This is a genomic window from Nocardioides sp. CCNWLW239 (genome assembly GCF_037137035.1).
Taxonomy (GTDB): Bacteria; Actinomycetota; Actinomycetes; order Propionibacteriales; family Nocardioidaceae; genus Nocardioides.
Window position 1 is genome coordinate 60,118 of the sequence record NZ_JBBBNW010000007.1, and the last position, 21,406, is coordinate 81,523.

Here is a 21,406-nt window from a genome sequence, read left to right on the forward strand (position 1 = left end):
GACTTCCGCTCTAGGCGCGGACACCTCAGCGAGTCACCAGGACGACCTTCCCCGTGGTCTCACGGTTCTCGAGGGCGGCGTGCGCCGCCGCGGCCTCGGCCAGGGGGAACGTCGATCCGACGTACGGCCTCCGGGTGCCGTCCGCAGCGGCCTCGAGCGAGGCCTGCTCGAACTCCTTGACCCGCCCCTGGATCCAGGGGCCGAGGATGTCGTGGATCGTCGCCTTGCCGGTGTAGCCGTCGTTGTCGCCGGAGAAACGGACCATCCGCGCCTCGGCTTCCATCGTGGCGTGGATCTGGCGGGGTACGTCGCCGCCCGCCCCGTCGAGGAGGACGGTGATGCGGGGTTCCTCGTCGCGAAGGCGCTCGAGCCAGCCGTCACGGCGGTAGTCGATCGCCGTCTGGGCGCCGAACCTCCGCGCGATCTCGAGCTTCTCGGCGGAACCGGCGAGGCCGACCGCTCGGGCGCCGGCGTTGCGGATGCCCTGAAGGAGGATCGCGCCCATACCGCCTGCTGCGGAGGTGACCACGACGACGTCGTCGGGCTTGATGTCAGCGAGCGCGAGGACCCCTGCCGACGTACGACCGGTGCCGATGGCGGCCACCGCCTCGGGTGAGTCCAGGCCGTCGGGCCGGCGGTAGAGCTGACGCTCCTCGGCGAGCACGAGCTCGGCGTATCCACCGCTGCTTCCCGGGCCGAGGTGGGCGACGACCTTCGCGTCCTCCCAGTCAGGGTCGACGCCTTCGCCGATCTCGTCCACAACCCCGGCGACCTCGCGACCGGGGGTCATGGGCAGGGTCGGGAGCATCGTCTCGGGGAGGTCCGCCGCTCTGATCGAGGTGTCGAGACGGTGGACGCCGGCGGCCTCCACCCTGATGCGTACCTGGCCCTGACCTGGTGTCGGGTCGGGCACCTCCTCGAGTCGCAGGACCTCCGGGCCACCGAACTCGTGCTGTCTGATCGCTCTCATGCCTCGAGTCAACATGCTCAAGTTCACTTGAGGTCAAGCTTTTTGCCTGTGTTTTGTGAGGAGCTCAGCCTCAGGCGAGCTCCGCGATCGGCCGGAGCACCGCGGCGACGTCACGAGCCAGGCGTACGCGACGGAGCAGCTCCTCCACATCCGGCTCGATGTCGGTGGTGACGGTGATGGCGTCGTCACGAGCCACCACCCACAGCCGCTCGTCGACGACGTGGCTGGCGAACCGGGACAGCGACCTCGCGTGCTCCTCGTCGGCCGCGATGACAGCCCCGTCGGGAGTGGTGACGTTGGTCTTGGCTCGGAACTCTGGCGGGAAGAACACCGGTGTCGGCACCCGGCCGGTGCCGGTGTTGCCGGAGCCCGGGGAGAGCCCGATCATCGCTGCCGTCTTCGGCAGGTGGGCAGGGACGCGCACCACCACCCAGCGGGCCGCGCGCCACGGACCCTTCCCCGGCGAAGCCTTGCCATGCCAGTACTCGACCAGGATCCCGTCACAGGACCCGTCGACGACGAGGTCGCACCGCTCGGCACGCACGTCGGGGCCCAGCACCTCCCAGCGCACCGGCCGCTGCGCTGCGGCCTTGCCGGTCACCACGGGCCAGCCGAACGTCTGAGCCGCGCGGGTGACGCTCTCGCGTCGCTCCTTGGTCAGGCGGGCGAAGGAGACTCGCGGCGCCTGGGACGGCGTCGCGAGCGGTCTTTCTGAGTAGACCCCCCTCGACATGCGGACCATCGTAGGCTCCCGGACCACGGGATTTCGGGAAGGCGAAACCGAATTTCCTGATCTACGGGGTTTGATGGGAGGGTGCTGTTCCCCAACGCCGACCTCGAACGCATCCGCACCGGCGAGGTCGATCTCGCCTTCCGCCGCTGGAAGCGGCCGATGCATGTCGCCGGCGGCCGCCAGCGCACCCGCATGGGTGTGGTCGAGTTCGTCTCGGTGTCGCCGGTCTCCCTCGAGTCGCTGACCGAGGAGGACGCCCGGCGGGCGGGCACCACGCTGCCCGACCTGCTGGCCTTCCTGGCCCGCAAGGACGGGGAGATCTACCGGATCGAGATGCGCTTCGCCGGTGAGGACGAGCGTGTCGCGCTGCGTACGAAGCGCCCGGGGAAGAAGGAGACCGCCGCGCTGGTCGAGAAGCTGGCCGACATGGACCGGCGCAGCCGCCGCGGCCCGTGGACCCGCCAGCACCTCGAGCTCATCGAGGCCCGTCCCGGCGAGCTGGCCGAGACGATCGCCGCCTCGATCGGGCGCGAGAAGAAGCCGTTCAAGGCCGACATCCGCCGGCTCAAGGAGCTCGGACTCACCGAGTCCCTCCCTGTCGGCTACCGGCTCTCGCCGCGCGGGCGGGCGGTGCTACGGGCGTTGCGGAGGTGAGGGATGTTCGTCTAGGTATGCAGATGAACCAGCGCTCCCCACGTGGAACTCCGCCAGGGGAGCGGCGGTTCGTCTACATACCTAGACGAACCGCCGCCGACCTCGCCTAACCCATGTCGGTGGCGAACAGGTCGTCCTCGGTCTCTCGACGCACGATGACCCGCGACTCGCCGTCGCGGACGGCGACGACCGGCGGCCGCAGGGCGTGGTTGTAGTTGGAGCCCATCGAGCGTCCGTAGGCACCCGTGCCCGGGACCGCGATCAGGTCGCCGGGGGCGATGTCGGCGGGCAGGAACTCGTGCTTGACCACGATGTCGCCGGACTCGCAGTGCTTGCCGACGACCCGGCCCAGGACAGGCTCGGCGGACGAGGAGCGGCCGGCGAGAGTGGCGGAGTAGTCCGCGTCATAGAGAGCCGTGCGGATGTTGTCGCTCATCCCACCGTCGACACTCACGTAGGTCCGGGTGACGCCGCCGTCGAGGGCGACCTCCTTGACGGTGCCGACCGTGTAGACGGTGCACATCGACGGTCCGACGATCGCGCGCCCGGGCTCGATCGAGAGGTGCGGCACCGCGAGGCCGAAGCCGCGGCACTCGTGCTCGACGATCGCGGTGAGCTCCTCGGCCAGCGCCTTGGGCGTCGACGGGTCGTCCTGCGTCGTGTAGGCGATGCCGAAGCCGCCGCCGAGGTCCATCTCCGGCAGCTCGGTGCCGAGCTCGTCGCGGATCCGGGCCTGCAGCGCCAGCACCCGACGTGCGGCGACCTCGAACCCGGAGGAGTCGAAGATCTGGGAGCCGATGTGGGAGTGCAGCCCGCGCAGGTCGACGTTGGGCGCCTCCAGCAGGCGGCGTACGGCCTCGAAGGCGTCGCCCGAGGAGATCGAGAAACCGAACTTCTGGTCCTCGTGGGCGGTCGCGATGTATTCGTGGGTGTGGGCCTCGACGCCGGCGGTCACCCGCACCATCACGCGCACGGTGATGTCGGTCTCGGCCGCGATCGCGGCGACCCGCTCGACCTCGGCGAAGGAGTCGACGATGATCCGCCCGACGCCGGCGACGATCGCCCGGCGCAGCTCCATCGGGGCCTTGTTGTTGCCGTGGTAGCCGATCTTCGCCGGGTCCATCTCGGCGCGCAGCGCGACCGAGAGCTCTCCGTCGGAGCAGACATCGAGGCAGAGCCCCTCCTGCGCCACCCAGCGCGCGACCTCGGTGCACAGGAACGCCTTGCCGGCGTAGTAGACGTCGTAGCCGGTGAACGCGTCCCGGAACGCGCGGGCGCGCTCGCGGAAGTCGGCCTCGTCCAAGACGTACGCAGGGGTGTTGATGTTCGCGACCAGATCAGGGATCGCGACGCCGCCGACAGTGAGGGCACCGCTCGCGTCCTTCTCGGCCGTCGCCGACCAGAGCGCGGGCACGAGGGCGTTGACGTCGTCGGGGGTCTTCAGCCACACCGGCGAGGTGCCGGTGAACGAGCCCGGCGACGCGTGCGCGCTCACATCCGCTCCGGAGCGGAGACGCCGAGCAGCCCGAGGCCGTTGGCGAAGACGGTGCGGGCAGCGGAGACGAGCGCCAGGCGGGCCAGGTTGACGGGCGCCACCGGCTCGTCACCCTTGGGGAGCATCCGGCAGTCGTCGTCGTCGTACCATCGGTGGAAGATCCCGGCGGTGTCCTCCAGGTAGCGGGCCACTCGGTGGGGCTCGCGCAGCTCGGCGGCGGTGGCGACCACGCGGGGCAGCTCGGCCAGCGCACGCAGCAGCTCGCCCTCGCGCTCGTGGGTGAGCAGCGACGGGTCGAAGGTGTCGAGGTCGACCGCCATGCCGAGGTCGGCAGCGTTGGCCATCATCCGGCAGGTGCGGGCGTGGACGTACTGCACGTAGTAGACCGGGTTGGCGCTGTCGGCCTTGGCCCACAGGTCGAGGTCGATGTCGATGTTGGAGTCGCTGGAGTAGCGGGCCAGCGCGTAGCGGGCCGCGTCCACGCCGATCGCCTCGACGATGTCGTCGATGGTGACCACGGTGCCGGCACGCTTCGACATCCGCATCGGCTGGCCGTCCTTGAGGAGGTTGACCATCTGGCCGATCAGGATCTCGAGGTTCTCGTGGGGGGTGTCGCCGAAGGCGGCGCACATCGCCATCATCCGGCCGACGTAGCCGTGGTGGTCGGCGCCGAGCATGATGAAACACCGGTCGAAGCCGCGCTCGCGCTTGTCGAGGTAGTAGGCGAGGTCACCGGAGAAGTAGGCCCCGTTGCCGTCGGCCTTGATGACGACACGGTCCTTGTCGTCACCGAACTTCTCGGTCGCCAGCCAGATCGCGCCGTCCTTCTCGTAGACGTTGCCGAGCTCGCGGAGCTTCTCGATCGCGCGCTCCACGGCACCCGACTTGTGGAGGTTGTCCTCGTGGAAGTAGACGTCGAAGTCGACGTTGAAGTCGTGCAGGCTCTGCTTGATCTCGGCGAACATCAGCTCGACGCCGATCGCCCGGAAGACCTCCTGCGGGTCGTCGGCCTCGAGCGCGTTCGGCTCCTTGGCGAGGACCTGCTTGGCGATCTCCTCGATGTACGCCCCGCCGTAGCCGTCCTCCGGCACCGGCTTGCCCTGCGCCCAGGCCAGGAGGCTCCGGGCGAACCTGTCGATCTGACCGCCGTGGTCGTTGAAGTAGTACTCCCGGGTGACCTCGGCGCCGGACGCCTGCAGGACCCGGCCGAGCGCGTCGCCGACCGCGGCCCAGCGAACACCACCGAGGTGCAGCGGGCCGGTCGGGTTGGCGGAGACGAACTCCAGGTTGATGTTGTGGCCCTTGAAAGAGTCGTTGTTGCCGTAGGCCGTGCCCGCCGCGACGATCTCCGCCGCCAGCTTGCCCTGGGCACCGGCCTCCACGGAGATGTTCAGGAACCCGGGGCCGGCGATCTCGACGTCGGCGATCCCGTCGGTGGCCTTCAGCCTCTCCGCGACCTGCTCCCCCAGCGCGCGGGGGTTCATCCCGGCCTTCTTGGCCAGCTGCAGCGCCACGTTGGTGGCGTAGTCGCCGTGCCCCTTCTGCCGGGGTCGCTCCACCGTGACAGTGCTCGGCACGCCGTCGGGAAGGGTGATCGCACCCTCTTCGACGAGCGCGGTGAGGACATCGACGACCGCGGTGGAAAGCTGCTCAGGAGTCACAAGGTCCAGCGTATAAGCGCCAGTCGGTTTCACCGTTATCCGTCCCAGCCTGTAGGGTTCCATCTGCACCGCTCAGGCGGTGCACTGCCTCCGTAGCTCAGGGGATAGAGCGCCGGTTTCCGGTACCGTAGGCCGCAGGTTCGATTCCTGCCGGGGGCACAGACGAAACCGCTGGATGACCAGCGGTTTCTCTCATTTCCAGGGAAACCGCCACGCGACTTCTCGGCTCCTGGCACGATCTCGGCGAGATGACCACCGATCGCGTACGTCACGTCCTCTTCGACGCCGACGGCGTCCTCCAACACCTCCCTGGTGGCTGGTACGCCGCGGCCGAGCCATTTCTCGGCGAGAGGTCGAGCGCCTTCCTCCACGCCGCCTGGGCGGCGGAACGCCCCCTGCTCACCGGCGGCGGAGCCGACTTCGTGGCGATGCTGAAGGAACTGCTCGTCGAGCACGGTTCAACCGCTTCCGTGGCGGAGGTCTACACGGCGTTGTGGGGGACGCTGGACACGGTGGCCGCGACAGTCGACGTAGTGCACCGCGTGCGCGCCGCCGGCTACGGCGTGCACCTCGCCACGAACCAAGCCTCGCATCGTGCTGAGCTGATGCGTACGACTCTCGGTTACGACGACCTCTTCGACGTGAGCTGCTACTCCTACGACCTCGGGGTGGCCAAGCCCGACCCGTCCTTCTTCCTGCGCGCGGCCGATCGCATCGCCGCCGACCCGAGCGAGATCCTGCTCGTGGACGACAGCGCTGGAAACGTGGAGGCCGCCCGGTCCGCAGGTCTGTCAGCGATCCAGTGGGCTTTCGACAGCGGCGATACGGCCGACCACACCGGCGACCCGTCACTCCTCGAGCAGCTGAAAAGGCACGGCGTCCGTCTGTGACCGCTAGCTCCTCGGGACCCGCCTTGCCGGCGGTTTCCCTCGTCTCGCGCGGGCGTCGAGGATCGGTTCCACGACGAGCACCGCGATGACCGCGAGAGTCGCTGCGACGGCCACCGTCACCTCCGCGGTGCGGACGATCACGATGATCGCAGCGACCGTCACCACGTACGGCCTCAGAAACGTGCAGGGCCCGAGGATGATCGCGGAGGCGAGATACCGTAACTCCCAGCGGAGGATCCCGTACGCCGCGAGCGCGAGCAGGACCATGACAGCGAACGGGGCGATGATCAGCAGGAACAGGTCACCAGCCGTCCCGTACGCCGCCCCTCCTCCACGGAGCACGTCGACGACGGCGACGGCGACGGCGGGCGCCGCCACCCACGGGAACAGCCGGACTCCTCGAAGGATGCCCGCCGAGTCCTCCTGAGCGTGGTCGACCAGTCCGCTGCGGCCCTGGGCGGATCGGAAGCCGCTGAACGCGGCGTCGAGAACACCGAGCAGCACCAGGATGACGACGCTCACCGGCGCACCCCGACCAGCGGGCGGAGCACGTCGAGGGCCTTGGGATGCCAACGGGAACCCTCCCGAACCTCGACGAGGTAGTCGGGCGCCCCCTGTCCGGCCGCCGCCAGCAGCGTCTCCGCCGGATGCGCCCGGCGTGCCGACATCACGCCGTCGTGGCGCGAGATGGGCTCCCGCATCCGGGCCTGGTGGAAGATCCAGGCGCCGACGGTCGACCACAGGCACGGGGCGATGTCCCAATGCGCGAACGCGGCCACCTCCAACCGCGCCTGGGCAGCGAAGAACTCCGAGAGCTCCGGTGGCCCGAGGTGGTGCATGAGCCCGCTGGAGACCACGATCGTCCGCCCGCCGTCATCCACGGCGAGACCCGGCTCGAAGGCGTCACCCGTGACGAAGCGGCATCTCAGCCCCTCGACCGTGGCCAGCCGAGCCGCCTCGTCGACGAGCAGCGGATTGAGGTCGACCCCGACCAGCTCGACCCGCGCCGGAAGGTCGCCGTGCGCCGCGATCGACCGCAGCACGTGCCCGAGCCCGCACCCGACGTCGACCAACCGCACCGGGCCATCGCCGGGCGGGAGCAACGAGCGCACCAGGGACGCCACCCGCCGCCCGAGCTGCAGCTCCTCCCCCAGCCGCTGCAGCTCACGATGGATCCGCAGTCCGAGCGCATCCACGCCGGCGACATCGAGCAGCCCGTCCCGGGCCGGCAGCCGCTCCACGATCTGCGCCGCCCGCCCCTGCCCGCGCGATCGCAGCAGCGCGACCGCGTCCGCACGCACGACCGGGACGCCCGATCCGGACCAGAGGAGGTCGGTGATCTCCAACGGCCCCTCGCGCATGGTCGAAGTCAACCATCAGCGCGGCTCAGCTCCGCCAGATGGCGCGCCAGGGTCTCGGCCGAGACCGGGCAGAAGCCCCAGTGGTCGACGCCGACGTTGATGCCCCAGGTGCCCTCCGACGTACGTCGCTCCCGAAACGCCTCGTGGACGTGTCCGTGCAGCAGCGGAACGCCCTCGTCACGGAGGCGGAACTGGGCGTGGCGGTCCTCGTCGTGCGAGTCTCCGGCGTACGGGAAGTGCGAGAGAAGCACCCTCGTCGCCGACGCTTCCGGACCCAGCGGAGGAAGCTTGGTGACCGCGAAGTCCATGACCGCGGCGAAACCTGCCTCCAGGTAGCGGGACCTGTGCTTCCAGCCGTCGCGCACCCCTGCCCAGCACGCGTCGTGGTTGCCGCTGACCAGGATCTTCGTCCCCTTCAGGCGAGGCAGCAGCGCGAGCGAGGCAGCCTTGCCGTGCATGTCGAAATCACCGAGCACCCACACGGTGTCCTCGGCCGCGACGACGGAGTTCCAGTTGGCGATCAGCCCCTCGTTCATCTCTGCGACCGTCGTGAACGCCGCGCCGCGGACGGGCGAGAGCTCGAGCAGCCGCGCATGCCCGAAGTGGAGGTCGGAGGTGAACCAGGTCGTCATGGGAAGAGGGTCCCAGCCTTCGTACGCCGTGAGCCAACGGGTTTGTGAGACCCGAGAAACTCGTTCGCATGTGATCTGAGACGACCTCTACGGTTCTCGCCATGACGACGGCACCCAACGTGGAGTACGGCGACGCCGAGGTGGCGTACGCCGGCGAGATCCTGCGCTCAGTCGTGGGCTCCGGGGTGCACGGGATCGCGATCTCCGGCACCGACGACCACGACGAGCTCGGCGTCTACATCGAGCCTCCGGCGTACGTTCTCGGTCTGGAGCCGCACCGTGACGACTTCATCTGGCGCACGCAGCCCGAGGGCGTACGCAGCGGGCACGGCGACATCGACCTGGTGATGTACGGCCTGCGGAAGTACCTGCGCCTTGCGGTCAAGGGCAACCCGACGGTGATGCTGCCGCTCTACGCGCCCGAGGCCGACCTGGTGAAGATCACCGACCTCGGCGCGGAGCTGCGCGAGATGCGCGCAGCGTTCCTCTCCCAGCAGGCGGTGGAGCGCTTCCTGGGCTACATGCACAGCCAGCACGAGCGGATGCTCGGGCTGTCGGCCCGCAACGTCCCCAACCGGCCCGAGCTGGTCGAGCGCTACGGCTGGGACGTGAAGTACGGCAGCCACGCGCTCCGGCTGGCCTATCAGGGGCACGAGATCGCCGCCACCGGCACGCTCACGCTCCCGCTGCCCGACGGTCAGCGGGAGCGGGTCCTGAGCGTGAAGCGTGGCGAGATCCCGCGTGCCGAGGTGTCGGCGGAGATCACGGCGATCGAGCTGAAGGTCCGTGACCTCCTCGACTCCGCGCGCACTCCCCTACCCGAGTTCGCCGACTACGAGCGGATCTCGGCTTGGGCGATCAGCGCCCAGCGCCGGCACTGGGGCTGGTGAGACCTCACCGACCTTCGGCGAGCGTGTGCGCGACGAGGGCGTTGGCGTGACCGTGCCCGAGGGCGTACTCGCTCTTCAGGTGGGCCACGAGCTCCATGTGCTTGGTGATCCCGGACTCGCGGATGACCTGCTTCCACTCCGCGATCGGTCGGCCGTACTTCTTCTCGATGGACGGGAAGTAGGAGGCGGGGCCCTTCACCTGGTCGGTCATCTCTGGTCTCCTTGTGCGAAGCGTGGCGACCATCGCCACTCGCCAACGCGTCGAGCAGAGCATCACCGCTTCGACACGGATCGACAAAAGAATTCGGGAGACGTACGTGACCAGCTATCCCCCAGCCCCTTGGCACATGCACGGATCGATGTGGCTCTCGGTCTACCGGCTCGCGCACGACGTCGACGAACGGCACCCGAAGGGCATCTACGCCGTCGCCTTGGTCGACTACACCGAGCCGAGCCCGCTGACCTACCGCGAGCTCCTCTCGGCGCGGGTGATCACCGCGTCCAACGGGAAGAAGGCGGTGAGCGTGGTCGACATCTGGGTGGACTCCCCCGACTCCGTGGCCGGTGGCCGTACGTTGTGGGCGATCCCGAAGGGGCTGGCCACATTCAGCGGAGGATCGTCGAAGAAGGGACCGCTGGCCACCCACACCTGGGAGGCGAGCAACGACGACGGCCCGATCGCGACGGCCAAGTTCGGCGACGTCACCCGGCTCGCCCCGCGCCTCCCGATGCGGGGCGCCGTGGAGCAGCCCGGGATCGAGGAGCACCCCGACACCGCCTGGCTCACCATGGCCGGCCGGGCCAAGCTCCTGCCCGCACACGGCAGCTGGGTCTTCGATCCTGACGGCCCGCTCGCGTATCTCCGCGGCGCCACCAAGATCGGCTCGTTCCGCGGCATGGACTTCGAGGTCGACTTCGGCTGAGCCGGCCGCGCGGCAACGCTTGGCGAATTGCGGAGCAATCGCCACAAGTACAGCGCCGGAGCGTCCCTCGTCTGGACGCAGCGTAGTGAGGAGCGCAGCGACGAACGGAGCGGAGGAAGACGAGGGTGAAGCGGAGGCGCTGCGCGAATTGCGAAGCAATCGCAGACAACACTGTCGGTGCCCGCAGATAGCGTCGGGAGACATGAATGCCATCCACATCGACTACCTCGAGCTCGCAGTGACCGACCTCCCGAGCTCACGCACCTTCTACGAGTCCGCGTTCGGCTGGTCCTTCAACGACTACGGCGGGATGTACACGGGCATCGTCGGACCTGACGGCAGCGACGAGAGCGGGGGGATGTACGCCTCCGAGACCCCCGTCGCTCCGCTCCCGCTGATCCGCACGACCGACCTCGAAGCCGCGGTGGCGGCGGTCGAGAAGGCGGGCGGCACGATCGCCGAAGGCCCCTACGACTACCCCGGCGGGCGCCGGTTCATCTTCACCGACCCGTCCGGCAACCGACTCGGGGTCTACCAGCCTGCCGAGTAACTAAGGCTCGACCGAATCACCTGGACGGGCCTAGACTCCGACCGCATGACCGACGCTACGCCGGCTCTGCTCGCGTATCTGTCCCGGTGGCTCGACGAGTCCCAGGGCGATCGCGACGCGGAAGCCGTTCTCTGGGGGAGAGTCGCGAAGGTGAGCGAAGAGGCAGGCGAGGCCATCGCCGCACTCATCGGCGCCACCGGGCAGAACCCCCGCAAGGGCATCACCCACACCTACGACGACGTCGTCGACGAGCTCCTCGACGTGGCGATCACCGCGATGACCGCGGTCGAGCACATGACCGGCAACGAGGCCAAGTCGCTCGGGATGTTCCACGACAAGGTCGGCGCCGTCGCCGAGCGCGTCGGCGTCACGACTTCCTCTTAGCGGCCTTCCGCTGCGCGCGGAGACGGCGCTCCTCGGCGTACATCGCCTCAGCCTCCTCCAGGGTGGGGGCCGAGCCGCCGTACGCCTTCGGGAGCCACCACGAGCCCGGGGGCTGCTCCTCGGCCGGGTGCGCCTTGATCAGCCGGTCGAGCATGGCCTCCATCTGCGCCTTGAGCGCGGCGGTCTCGGCGGCCGGGTCCTCCCCGGTCACCGGCAGCGGCGGGCCGATCTCGATCCCGATCGTCTTGTGACGCGAGAGGTCGACCTTCTGACCCTTGGTCATGATCCGCTGGGTGCCCCACAGCACGACGGGGATCAGCGGGACACCGGCGTCGGCGGCGATGCGTACGGTGCCGGTCTTGAGGTCCTTGATCATGAACGAGCGCGAGATCGTGGCCTCGGGGAAGATGCCGACGATCTCACCGTTCTGGAGGTATTCGACGGCTTTCTTCATCCCGGCCGCGCCGTAGCTGCGGTCGATCGGGATGTGGTGGAACGAGCGCATCACCGGGCCCCCGACCGGGTGGTCGAAGACCTCCTTCTTGGCGATGAACCGGGTCAGCCGGCCGCGCTCCGCCCCGGGGAACCCGGCCATGATGTAGTCGACGAAGGAGAGGTGGTTGACCGCCAGCAGGGCGCCGCCCTTCTCGGGGATGTGCTCCGCGCCGGTCATGTTGATCTTGATGTCGCCGAGCTTGAACCAGGTGCGAGCCGCGGCGATCGTGACCGGATAGCTGATGTCCATGGGGCGAATCGTGTCACGTCGGTGTCAACGCCGCCCGACTAGCCTCGCCGGTGTGAGCAGCCTTTACGTGGAGACGACCGACGGGCTCCGGTTGGCCGTCACCGACTTCGGGTCTCCCGGTGACACCCGCCCGACGCTCGTCTGCGTCCACGGCTACCCCGACAACTCCAGCAACTGGCTGCCGCTGGTCAGGATCCTGGGCGGTGAGCTGCGGATCGTGACCTACGACGTACGCGGCCACGGCAGCTCGCAGGCTCCGGCCACGCGCGAGGGCTATCTGATCGAGCAGCTCAACGCGGACCTGGAGGCCGTCATCGACGCGGTCAGCCCGTCGGCGCCGGTGCACCTGCTCGGCCACGACTGGGGCTCGACCCAGACCTGGGAGGCGGTCGCCGGCAACGTACCGTCCGAGCGGATCGCGTCGTTCACCTCGATCTCGGGGCCGAGCCTGGACCAGACCGGGGCGTGGCTGCGTACGCCCGGCCGGACAGCACGCGGCGTCCTCGCGCGCCTCAAGCAGGGCGCCGAGTCGACGTACATCGGCTTCTTCCAGACGCCGCTGCTCCCCGAGCTCGCCTGGCGTTCCGGGATCCTGGACCGGATCGTCGGCGGGTCGGCCGTCGACCGCACCCGGGCCGACCGGATCAACGGCCTCGAGCTCTACCGCGCCAACGCGATCGCCCGGATGGTCCATCCTCGGCCGGGGCCGGTCGACGTCCCCGTCCAGGTCATCGTCCCGAGCCGCGACGCCTACGTCAGCCGCGCGCTCGCGACCGAGGCACCCGGGCCGTACGTCGCGGACCTGACGGTCCGCGAGGTCGACGGCTCGCACTGGGTGGCGGCCGAGCATCCCGAGCGGATCGCTCCGCTGGTGCGCGACTTCGTCCTCAGCCGCGGCTAACCGCGGCAACCACGGTTGAGCCGGCCGTCGTGGCGTGCGTCGTTGCCCATCGCCCGGGCCGCCCCGACGTTGGGGAACACGACGCTGGCGGCGCCGGCGTTGCCGATCCCGCCTGGGACGACGCAGGTGCGGACCTTGCCGGGGTTGATCGCGGCGACGGCGCTGGCCAGCTGGTAGAGGTCGCGGCCGGAGAGGCCGGTCGTGTGCATCTTCTTCATCACCAGCGAGACGCCCTTGGCCATGAAGCCGACGTCGTGCTGCCGCGCGACGATCTTGCGGTGGATGCCGCGGATGACCCGGGCCTGGTTGGCCGAGCGGTCGAAGTCACCGCCGGGCAGCGTCTTGCGAGCCCGCGCGAAGTCGACCGAGTGCGGACCGCTGATGTGGATCCGGCCCTTCTTGAAGCCGTAGGGCGCGACGTACGGGTCGCTGAAGGCCCGCGGGTTGTCGACGTCGACACCGCCGATGCCGATCACCAGGTCGCTCATGCCGGAGAAGGAGGTGACGAAGACGTACTGCGGCTGCACGCCCACCAGGTTGCCGACGGCGCGGCCCATCAGCTTCGGGCCACCCACCGTCAGCGCCTCGTTGATCTTGGAGCGGCCGTGACCGGGGATGGTGACGTAGGAGTCGCGTGGGATGCTGATGTCGGTCGCATAGCCCGAGGACGGGTTGAAACCGATCAGGTGCAGAGCGTCACCGCGGGTGCGGGTGACCTTCTGCCCGGGACGGGCGTCCGACCCGACGGCGAGGACCCAGATGGTGCCGCCCTTGCGGGTGTATTTGCCGACGTCGAGGCCCTTGGCCCACTTGGTGGCGATCAGCTCCGCCCGTGGCTCGGCGACCTCGGCGTCGGGCACCAGGACGGCGGTCAGCGCCAGCACCACACCGAGCGCGAGCGTGGTCAGCAGGCGGCGGCGTACGAGCTTCGTCATGCGGCTCACGACTTGTCTCCCGACGGGCTGGGCGAGGCGGACGGCGCCGTAGCCGGGTCTGATGCCAGCTTCTCCTCGCGGGTGATGTTGAAGCCGAAGACGGCCCAGGAGGTCTTGGTCGGCACCATGTCGAGGGTGCCGCGGACGGTCTGGCGGGACTCGCGCTCACCGGTCGTGTCGTAGACCATCCGCACCCGCGCGACCGCGCCGACCGGGTAGTTGTTGTTGGCCAGCAGGTCGACGTGGACGTCGCTGGCGACCACCTCGACGCCGTCGATGTGCGGTGCGATCGTGGCGTTGCTCATCAGGCTCATCTGCTTGCCGGCCTGAGCGATCGTGCCCGGGGAGAACCCCGGGAAGGACTTCGCGGTGAAGGTCGAGGTCGCGCGGGGATAGTCGCCCCCGACGTACGCGGCCTGCAGCCAGCGGTCGACGACCGCGGCCACGTTGGTGGCGACGGCCTGATGGCGGCTCTTGGGGAACCTGCCCTGCACGTGGACGAGCTTCGCCGCCGACTTCACGGTGGGTGGCGGGGTCGGCGACGGGGACGGCGACGCGGCCGGCTTGTCGGGTTCACCACCGCATCCGGCGAGCGCCAACGTGCCGCTCAGAACCGCTGCCGTGAGTGCCGTGGTGACCCGCCGTCCGGCTGCCCAGCGGGGCCTCGTACTGCTGCTCGTCATGTGGGGATCCGTCTCATCGACCTGCTCCGGGACCGGGCCACTGTACGCACATCGACCCGGGTTGCAACTGCACCCGGTAGGTAACGCAGGATGTGGGACGGATTACATCCTGTCCACAGGGAGAGCCTGCATCGGGCATTTGCGTGTTCGGGGGGATAGCCTTGCCCGTGGGCAACCCATTTCTTACTGTGCGAAAATTCGGAAGAGGCGAATCAAGCCGTGTCCTCAGGCACCCCGTCCCCCAACACTGCCGACATCCCAGCGGAATTCGGCGCCAACGAGTGGCTGGTCGAGGAGATGTACGACCAGTACACGAAGGATCCCAGCAGTGTTGACCCCGTGTGGGTGAAGTTCTTCGAGACCAACGGACAGCCTGGCGCGTCGCCGAACGGGGCCAGCGCGGCCCCGGCCACGCCTGCTGCCAAGTCTCCGGTCCCGACCGCTCCGGCCGACGCTCCGGCCAACGCGCCCGCGCCGACCACCCCCGCCTCCACCGAGGCTCCGGTGGCCAAGGCGGCGCCGGCCCCCAAGGCCAAGCCGCGACCTGCCGCGCAGGCCGCCGAGCCGGCCCAGGGCACCGCGACGCCCACCCCCAAGGACGCCCCGAAGCCGACCGCCGTCGCGGTCACCGACGAGCCGACCTACACCACGCTGCGCGGCATCCCCGCCGCCACCGCCAAGAACATGGACGTGTCGCTCTCGGTGCCGACCGCGACCTCCGTGCGCAACATGCCGGTCAAGCTGCTGTGGGACAACCGCACCGTCATCAACAACCACCTCAAGCGCGCTCGCGGTGGCAAGGTCTCCTTCACCCACCTCATCGGCTACGCCATCATCAAGGCGATCAAGGCGATGCCGGCGATGAACAACACCTACGCCGAGATCGACGGCAAGCCGACCATGGTGACCCCGCCGCACATCAACCTCGGCCTGGCCATCGACCAGCAGAAGAAGGACGGCACCCGCCAGCTCGTCGCCCCGTCCATCAAGGGCTGCGAGCTGATGGACTTCGCCGGTTTCTGGACCGCCTACGAGGACATCGTCCGCAAGGCCAAGGACAACAAGCTGTCCATGGCCGACTACTCCGGCACCACGGTCAGCCTGACCAACGTCGGCGGCATCGGCACCAACAACTCGGTGCCGCGGCTGATGCAGGGCCAGGCCGCGATCATCGGCGTCGGCTCGATGGACTACCCGCCCGAGTTCCAGGGCGCCTCGCCGTCCAAGCTCGCCCAGAACGCGGTCTCGCGGATCATGACGATGACCTCGACCTACGACCACCGGGTCATCCAGGGTGCGCAGTCGGGCGAGTTCCTCGCCACCGTGCACAAGCTGCTGCTCGGTGAGAACGACTTCTACGACGAGATCTTCGCGTCGCTGCGGATCCCCTACGAGCCGATCCGCTGGAACCAGGACATCGACACCACCCACGACGACCAGATCTCCAAGCAGGTCAAGGTCGGCGAGATCATCCACGCCCACCGCGTGCGTGGTCACATGATGGCCGACACCGACCCGCTGGAATACAAGCAGCGCTCGCACCCCGACCTGCAGATCGAGTCGCACGGGCTGACCCTGTGGGACCTCGACCGCGAGTTCCCGGTCGGCTCCTTCGCCGGCGGCCGCAAGCCGTTCATGAAGCTGCGCGAGATCCTCGGTGTGCTGCGGGACTCCTACGTCCGCACCACCGGCATCGAATACATGCACATCCAGGACCCCGAGCAGCGCCGGTGGATCCAGGACCGCGTGGAGCGGCCCTACGACAAGACCCCGCGCCAGGAGCAGCTCCGGATCCTGTCGAAGCTCAACGAGGCCGAGGCCTTCGAGACCTTCCTGCAGACGAAGTTCGTCGGTCAGAAGCGGTTCTCCCTCGAGGGCAGCGAGACCGCGATCCCGGTCATCGACGAGGTCTGCGAGGCCGCCGCCGAGGCCGGTCTGGACGAGGTCACGATCGGTATGGCCCACCGTGGCCGCCTCAACGTGCTCGCCAACATCGTCGGCAAGTCCTACAACCAGATCTTCCGCGAGTTCGAGGGCAACATCGACCCGCGCACGGTCCAGGGCTCGGGCGACGTGAAGTACCACCTCGGCGCCGAGGGTGAGTTCGTCTCCGACCTGGGCGACAAGATCAAGGTCTCGGTCGCCGCCAACCCGTCCCACCTCGAGACCGTCGACCCGGTCCTGGAGGGCATCGCCCGCGCCAAGCAGGACGTGCTCGACCAGGGCGCCGTGTTCCCGGTGCTGCCGCTGCTGGTCCACGGTGACGCCGCGTTCGCCGGCCAGGGTGTGGTCGCGGAGACGCTCAACCTGTCCCAGCTGCGTGGTTACCGCACCGGTGGCACGGTCCACCTGGTCATCAACAACCAGGTCGGCTTCACCACCTCGCCGGGCTCCTCGCGCTCCTCGCTCTACGCGACCGACGTCGCGCGGATGGTCCAGGCGCCGATCTTCCACGTGAACGGCGACGACCCGGAGGCCTGCGTGCGCGTCGCGCGGCTCGCCTTCGAATACCGCCAGGCGTTCAACAAGGACGTCGTCATCGACCTCATCTGCTACCGCCGCCGCGGTCACAACGAGGGCGACGACCCGTCGTTCACCCAGCCGATGATGTACGACCTGATCGAGCAGAAGCGCTCGGTGCGCAAGCTCTACACCGAGTCGCTGATCGGTCGTGGCGACATCACGATCGAGGAGGCCGAGCAGGTCCTGGCGGCCTACCAGGCCCGCCTCGAGCAGGTCTTCACCGAGGTGCGCGAGGCCGACAAGATGCCGCAGGCCTGGGAGACCGTCCCGGACTACCCCGAGAAGCCTGCCGGCGAGACCGTCACCGCGATCACGCCGGACGTGCTGAAGCGGATCGCGGACGCCTACGTCACGCCGCCGGAGGGCTTCACTGTCCACCCGAAGGTGATGCCGCAGCTGCAGCGTCGCGCGACCCAGATCTCCGACGGTGGCATCGACTGGGGCACGGGCGAGACCCTCGCCTTCGGTTCGCTGCTGCTCGACGGCCGCCCGGTGCGTCTGGCCGGTCAGGACTCGCGGCGCGGCACCTTCGTGCAGCGCTTCGCGACCATGATCGACCGCAAGAACGCCGACGAGTGGACGCCGCTGAACAACCTGAGCGAGGACCAGGCGAAGTTCTACGTCTACGACTCGCTGCTCTCGGAGTACGCCGCCCTCGGCTTCGAATACGGCTACTCCGTGGCTCGCCCCGAGGCGCTGACCATGTGGGAGGCGCAGTTCGGTGACTTCGTCAACGGCGCCCAGTCCGTCATCGACGAATACATCTCGGCCGGAAAGACCAAGTGGGGCCAGGACTCCGGCGTCGTGCTGCTGCTGCCGCACGGTTACGAGGGTCAGGGAGCCGACCACTCCTCGGCGCGCATCGAGCGCTTCCTCACGCTGTGCGCCGACGAGGCCATGGTCGTGGCTCAGCCCTCGACCCCGGCGTCCTACTTCCACCTGCTGCGTACGCACACCCTCGGCGAGGAGCACCGCCCGCTGATCGTCTTCACCCCGAAGTCGATGCTGCGTCGCAAGGAGGCCGCCTCGCAGCCGGCCGACTTCACCTCGGGCGCGTTCCTGCCGGTGATCGGCGACTCCGAGGCGGACGCCTCGAAGGTCAGCACCGTGCTGGTGGTCTCCGGTCGCCTGACCTGGGATCTCGCCGTGGAGCGCAAGAAGCGGGAGCGCGAGGACGTCGCGATCGTCCGCGTCGAGCAGCTCTACCCGTGGCCGACCGAGGAGCTGGCCACCGAGCTCGCGAAGTACCCGAACGCGAAGATCAAGTGGGTCCAGGACGAGCCCTACAACCAGGGCCCGTGGCCGAGCTACTACCTCAATGTGGTCCCCGAGCTGGGCCGCGAGGTCGAGCCGATCACCCGCCCGGCCTCCTCCACCACCGCCGTCGGCACGATCAAGCGGCACACGGTCGAGCAGAAGGAGCTCATCGAGCGCGCCTTCGCCTGATCCGCACCCACGAAAGGTCCCTCGGTGTTCGCACCGAGGGACCTTTCGTACGTCCTGGACCTGGTCGTCTCAGACGGGGACCGGGACGGGCTCCTCCACGGGCTCCTCGCTCAGCCCGACCTTGCGGTGCAGGCGTCGCAGCGGGCGCGGCGCCCACCAGGCCGCCTCGCCGAGCACCCGCATCGCTGCCGGGAGGAGGATCCCGCGGATCAGGAACGCGTCGATGAGGATCGCGAGGCCGACTCCGAGCCCGAAGAACTTCATGAAGCTGATGTCGCTGACCATGAACGCGAAGAAGCTGGTCGCGATCAGGGCGGCGGCCGTGGTGACGATCCGACCGGTGTGGGCCAGCCCCTGCACGACGGCGTCGACGTTGCCGAGCCCGCGCCGGCGCATCTCGGTGATCCTGCCCAGCACGAAGACCTCGTAGTCCATCGACAGCCCGAACGCGATCACCAGCAGCAGCACGACCATCGAGACGTTGAGCGGCATGGCGGTGAAGCCGAGGAGGTCGGCACCCAGGCCGTCTTGGAAGATCATCACGGTCGTCCCGAGGGTTGCGCCGAGACCGATGACGTTGAGCACCAGGGCACGTAGCGGCTGGACCAGGCTGCCGGTGAACAGGAAGAGGATCACCACCATCGCGAGCGCGAGGCCGCCGGCAGCGTACGGGAGCTTGGCGCCGATCGCGTCGAGGGAGTCCAGCAGCTCGGCGGCACCTCCGCCGACGAGCGCCTCGGTCCCGGCCGGGGCCGGGACGGCGCGTACGTCGCGGACCAGGTCACGAGCCTCCGCCGACTGGCGATCGAGCTGGTTGACGACCGCCAGCTCGTCCGCGTCGTCGCCGGGCGGGAGGGCCGGTGTCCTCGAGGCGAGGGCGCCGTCGACGTACGTCCCGACGCGGGTGTCGACCCGGTCGACGTCATCGATCCGAGAGAGATCGGCGGCGTACGTCGCCAGGCTCTCGTCCTCGACGCTCGAGGTGGTCACGACGCGGATGGGACTGGTGCCGTCGCCGTCGAACTCCTCGCGCAGCAGATCGCCCGCCTGGCGGCTCCCCGCCGAGGCGGGGAGCACCCGGTCGTCGGGGGTGCCGAACTCGATGCCGGCCAACGGTGTGGCCATCGCCAGCAGGACGGCGACGACCGGGAGCGCGACCCACGGGCGTCTGGTGACGAAGCCCGCCAGCCTGCTCCAGAACGGGGCCGCGCCGCCACGGAGGCCACGGACGCCGGGGACTCGGAGCGCGTCGATCCGGTCCCCCAGAAGGGCCAACGTCGCGGGGAGCAGGACCACCGCGACCACCGCGGTGATCACCATGACCCCGATGCCCGCATATGCGGAGGAGCGCAGGAAGTAGAGCGGGAAGACGAGCAGCGACGCCAGAGAGACAGCGACGGTCGTGGCGCTGAAGACGATGGTCCGGCCGGCGGTCTCCACAGCCCGCACGACGGCGTCGGCGTGGTCTGCTCCGGCCGTGCGCTCCTCACGGACCCTCGCCACCATCAGCAGGCCGTAGTCCACCGCGAGGCCCAGCCCCAGGCCCGTCGTCAGGTTGAGGGCGTAGATCGAGACGTCGGTGAAGTTGCCGAGCACCGAGAGCTCCGCGAACGTGCCTGCGATGGCGAAGCCGCCGACTCCGATCGTCACCAAGGCAGCGACGACATTGCCGAAGGCGAGGACCAGCAACGCGATCATCAGTGGGATCGCGATGGCCTCGGCGAGGCCGAGGTCTGCGCCGATCTGGGTCCCGACCTCCTCGAAGATCGCGAGCTGGCCGCCGACATGAACCGTGGTGGCGCCGGCGGTCGCTTCGTCGGTGTAGCGGTCGATCACCGCGGCGGCGTCGACGCTGTCGGGGTCCTTCGCTCCGACCGAGATCAGGCCGTGGGCACCGTCCTCGGAGATCATGCCGGGACCCGGAGCATCGAGGTAGGAGACGACGTCGGTCAGGTCGTCGTCGCTGCGGAGGCGGTCGACGAGTGCTCGGGTTTCCGTCAGGGCGGCGCCCTCGGTCACCGTGCCTTCGTCGGCACTGACGGTCAGGAGGAACCCGGCCTCGTTGCCGAAACCTTCTTCGAGCGCCGTCGCCGCACGGCTGCTCTCCGAGGCGGGGTCGTCGAAGCCGGCGTCGTCGAGCTTGCCGAAGGCCGAGGTGGCCAGATAGATCGCGCCGAGGAGGGCGACCAGGCCGATCACCAGGACCCGGCGCGGATTTCGCACCACGAAGGTGCCGAGTCGGTGGAACATGAGTCCTCCCAGGGAATGTGTGCAGCCGTAAACTTTACAGGTGTTAACTTTCCCTTTGATGTGGGCAGGTGTCAACATGAATTCCGTGAAATCCTCAGAGAGCTCGGACGAGGGCGCCCGGCCCTACCACCACGGCGACCTCCGCAACGCCCTGGTCGATGCGGCCGCGACTCTCGCCGAGGAGGGCGGACCGGACGCCGTGACCATCCGCGCCGCCGCGCGTGCGGTCGGCGTGACTCCGACCGCGACATACCGCCACTTCGCCAACCAGGCCGATCTGCTCGTCGCCGCCAAGCACGAGGCGATGGACCGGTTGGCCGCGACGATCCTCGATCTCCTGGCTGCCGAGACGCCCGCCGCTCATCCAGCGGAGGCTGCCGTCCAGCGTCTCGCCGCGGCCGGGCGCGGCTACGTCCAGTTCGCGCTCGCCCAGCCCGGCCTGTTCCGCACCGCGTTCCTCCGACAGCACGACGGCGAGGCTCACCCACCCGAGGAGATGTCGGCGATTCTGGCCGACGCGCCGCCCTATGCCTTCCTGACCACCGCGCTCGACGATCTGGTCGACGCCGGCTGGCTGGCCCCGGAGCTCCGCCCGAACGCCGAGACGGCGGCCTGGGCGACCGTCCACGGCCTCGCGGTCCTGCTCATCGACGGCCCCTACCGCGTGTTCCCCGACGCCGAGCGCGACCAGCTCATCAGCTCCACCCTCGGCATGGTCGTACGCGGCCTCGCCGGCGGCCCGGCCTCCGACTCACCGCTGCACGCAGAATGAAAGACTGA

Annotated in this window: 21 protein-coding genes and 1 tRNA gene; 10 read left to right on the plus strand and 12 right to left on the minus strand. The window is 69.2% G+C overall.

Annotated elements, in window-relative coordinates:
* Positions 1–25: 25 nt before the first annotated feature.
* Positions 26–970, minus strand: coding sequence for a zinc-binding dehydrogenase (locus tag WBG06_RS22575; protein WP_336739463.1), 945 nt, complete (start codon positions 968–970; stop codon positions 26–28).
* Positions 971–1,040: 70 nt separating this feature from the next.
* Positions 1,041–1,703 (minus strand): hypothetical protein, encoded by a 663-nt coding sequence (locus WBG06_RS22580; RefSeq protein WP_336739464.1) that lies wholly within the window; start codon positions 1,701–1,703, stop codon positions 1,041–1,043.
* A gap of 81 nt (positions 1,704–1,784) precedes the next feature.
* On the opposite strand from WBG06_RS22580, the gene WBG06_RS22585 reads away from it, so the two are divergent.
* Positions 1,785–2,357 carry a hypothetical protein gene (locus tag WBG06_RS22585; protein WP_336739465.1) on the plus strand — a complete coding sequence of 191 codons (573 nt, stop codon included), beginning with the start codon at positions 1,785–1,787 and terminating at the stop codon, positions 2,355–2,357.
* Positions 2,358–2,463: 106 nt separating this feature from the next.
* Here the strand turns inward: WBG06_RS22585 and lysA are convergent, their stop codons facing one another.
* Together lysA and argS are read right to left on the minus strand one after the other, a co-directional pair.
* The gene (gene lysA, locus WBG06_RS22590; RefSeq protein ID WP_336739466.1) at positions 2,464–3,852 is read right to left on the minus strand and encodes a diaminopimelate decarboxylase; all 1,389 of its coding nucleotides are present in this window, start codon (positions 3,850–3,852) and stop codon (positions 2,464–2,466) included.
* Complete coding sequence (gene argS / locus WBG06_RS22595) at positions 3,849–5,513, minus strand: arginine--tRNA ligase (protein ID WP_336739468.1); 1,665 nt, start codon at positions 5,511–5,513, stop codon at positions 3,849–3,851. The genes lysA and argS overlap by 4 nt, the downstream gene beginning before the upstream one ends.
* 86 nt (positions 5,514–5,599) lie before the next feature.
* Here argS and WBG06_RS22600 point away from each other — a divergent pair.
* Positions 5,600–5,672, plus strand: a tRNA-Arg gene (locus WBG06_RS22600).
* Positions 5,673–5,761: 89 nt separating this feature from the next.
* Entirely contained in the window at positions 5,762–6,403 is a 642-nt protein-coding gene (locus WBG06_RS22605) for an HAD family hydrolase (RefSeq protein WP_336739469.1), read from the plus strand.
* Between the two features lie 3 nt (positions 6,404–6,406).
* On the opposite strand, the gene WBG06_RS22610 is transcribed toward WBG06_RS22605, so the two are convergent.
* Genes WBG06_RS22610 through WBG06_RS22620 form a run of 3 tightly spaced genes read right to left on the minus strand, consistent with a single transcriptional unit; the run spans position 6,407 to position 8,396 of the window.
* Entirely contained in the window at positions 6,407–6,925 is a 519-nt protein-coding gene (locus WBG06_RS22610; RefSeq protein ID WP_336739470.1) for a hypothetical protein, read from the minus strand.
* A complete protein-coding gene (locus WBG06_RS22615) occupies positions 6,922–7,764 on the minus strand; it encodes a methyltransferase domain-containing protein (RefSeq protein ID WP_336739471.1) in 843 nt (280 codons plus the stop codon). The genes WBG06_RS22610 and WBG06_RS22615 overlap by 4 nt, the downstream gene beginning before the upstream one ends.
* An 8-nt stretch (positions 7,765–7,772) precedes the next feature.
* Entirely contained in the window at positions 7,773–8,396 is a 624-nt protein-coding gene (locus tag WBG06_RS22620) for a metallophosphoesterase (RefSeq protein WP_336739472.1), read from the minus strand.
* A gap of 101 nt (positions 8,397–8,497) precedes the next feature.
* On the opposite strand from WBG06_RS22620, the gene WBG06_RS22625 reads away from it, so the two are divergent.
* Positions 8,498–9,286, plus strand: a complete 789-nt coding sequence (locus WBG06_RS22625; RefSeq protein WP_336739474.1) for a nucleotidyltransferase domain-containing protein — start codon at positions 8,498–8,500, stop codon at positions 9,284–9,286.
* A 4-nt stretch (positions 9,287–9,290) separates the two neighbouring features.
* Here the strand turns inward: WBG06_RS22625 and WBG06_RS22630 are convergent, their stop codons facing one another.
* Entirely contained in the window at positions 9,291–9,497 is a 207-nt protein-coding gene (locus WBG06_RS22630; RefSeq protein ID WP_336739476.1) for a DUF4287 domain-containing protein, read from the minus strand.
* A 106-nt stretch (positions 9,498–9,603) separates the two neighbouring features.
* Here WBG06_RS22630 and WBG06_RS22635 point away from each other — a divergent pair, with 106 nt between their 5' ends.
* From WBG06_RS22635 to WBG06_RS22645, 3 genes are all read left to right on the plus strand, one after another.
* Complete coding sequence (locus WBG06_RS22635) at positions 9,604–10,209, plus strand: acetoacetate decarboxylase family protein (protein ID WP_336739478.1); 606 nt, start codon at positions 9,604–9,606, stop codon at positions 10,207–10,209.
* 202 nt (positions 10,210–10,411) lie between these two features.
* Positions 10,412–10,759 (plus strand): VOC family protein, encoded by a 348-nt coding sequence (locus WBG06_RS22640; protein ID WP_336739480.1) that lies wholly within the window; start codon positions 10,412–10,414, stop codon positions 10,757–10,759.
* Between the two features lie 45 nt (positions 10,760–10,804).
* Positions 10,805–11,143 carry a MazG-like family protein gene (locus WBG06_RS22645; protein WP_336739482.1) on the plus strand — a complete coding sequence of 113 codons (339 nt, stop codon included), beginning with the start codon at positions 10,805–10,807 and terminating at the stop codon, positions 11,141–11,143.
* Here the strand turns inward: WBG06_RS22645 and WBG06_RS22650 are convergent.
* Positions 11,127–11,888: a lysophospholipid acyltransferase family protein gene (locus WBG06_RS22650; protein ID WP_336739484.1), complete on the minus strand. Its 762-nt coding sequence runs from the start codon at positions 11,886–11,888 to the stop codon at positions 11,127–11,129. The genes WBG06_RS22645 and WBG06_RS22650 overlap by 17 nt on opposite strands.
* Before the next feature lie 52 nt (positions 11,889–11,940).
* On the opposite strand from WBG06_RS22650, the gene WBG06_RS22655 reads away from it, so the two are divergent.
* Positions 11,941–12,789: an alpha/beta fold hydrolase gene (locus WBG06_RS22655; RefSeq protein ID WP_336739486.1), complete on the plus strand. Its 849-nt coding sequence runs from the start codon at positions 11,941–11,943 to the stop codon at positions 12,787–12,789.
* On the opposite strand, the gene WBG06_RS22660 is transcribed toward WBG06_RS22655, so the two are convergent.
* Both WBG06_RS22660 and WBG06_RS22665 read right to left on the minus strand, forming a co-directional pair.
* Positions 12,786–13,724 (minus strand): LCP family protein, encoded by a 939-nt coding sequence (locus WBG06_RS22660; protein ID WP_336739786.1) that lies wholly within the window; start codon positions 13,722–13,724, stop codon positions 12,786–12,788. The genes WBG06_RS22655 and WBG06_RS22660 overlap by 4 nt on opposite strands.
* 5 nt (positions 13,725–13,729) lie before the next feature.
* On the minus strand, positions 13,730–14,407 hold the full coding sequence (locus WBG06_RS22665; RefSeq protein ID WP_336739488.1) for a hypothetical protein: 678 nt from the start codon (positions 14,405–14,407) through the stop codon (positions 13,730–13,732).
* Between the two features lie 219 nt (positions 14,408–14,626).
* On the opposite strand from WBG06_RS22665, the gene WBG06_RS22670 reads away from it, so the two are divergent.
* Positions 14,627–18,376, plus strand: a complete 3,750-nt coding sequence (locus tag WBG06_RS22670) for a multifunctional oxoglutarate decarboxylase/oxoglutarate dehydrogenase thiamine pyrophosphate-binding subunit/dihydrolipoyllysine-residue succinyltransferase subunit (protein ID WP_336739490.1) — start codon at positions 14,627–14,629, stop codon at positions 18,374–18,376.
* Between the two features lie 69 nt (positions 18,377–18,445).
* Here the strand turns inward: WBG06_RS22670 and WBG06_RS22675 are convergent, their stop codons facing one another.
* A complete protein-coding gene (locus WBG06_RS22675; RefSeq protein ID WP_336739491.1) occupies positions 18,446–20,626 on the minus strand; it encodes an MMPL family transporter in 2,181 nt (726 codons plus the stop codon).
* An 85-nt stretch (positions 20,627–20,711) separates the two neighbouring features.
* Here WBG06_RS22675 and WBG06_RS22680 point away from each other — a divergent pair, with 85 nt between their 5' ends.
* Complete coding sequence (locus tag WBG06_RS22680; RefSeq protein ID WP_336739493.1) at positions 20,712–21,398, plus strand: TetR/AcrR family transcriptional regulator; 687 nt, start codon at positions 20,712–20,714, stop codon at positions 21,396–21,398.
* Positions 21,399–21,406 lie beyond the last annotated feature (8 nt).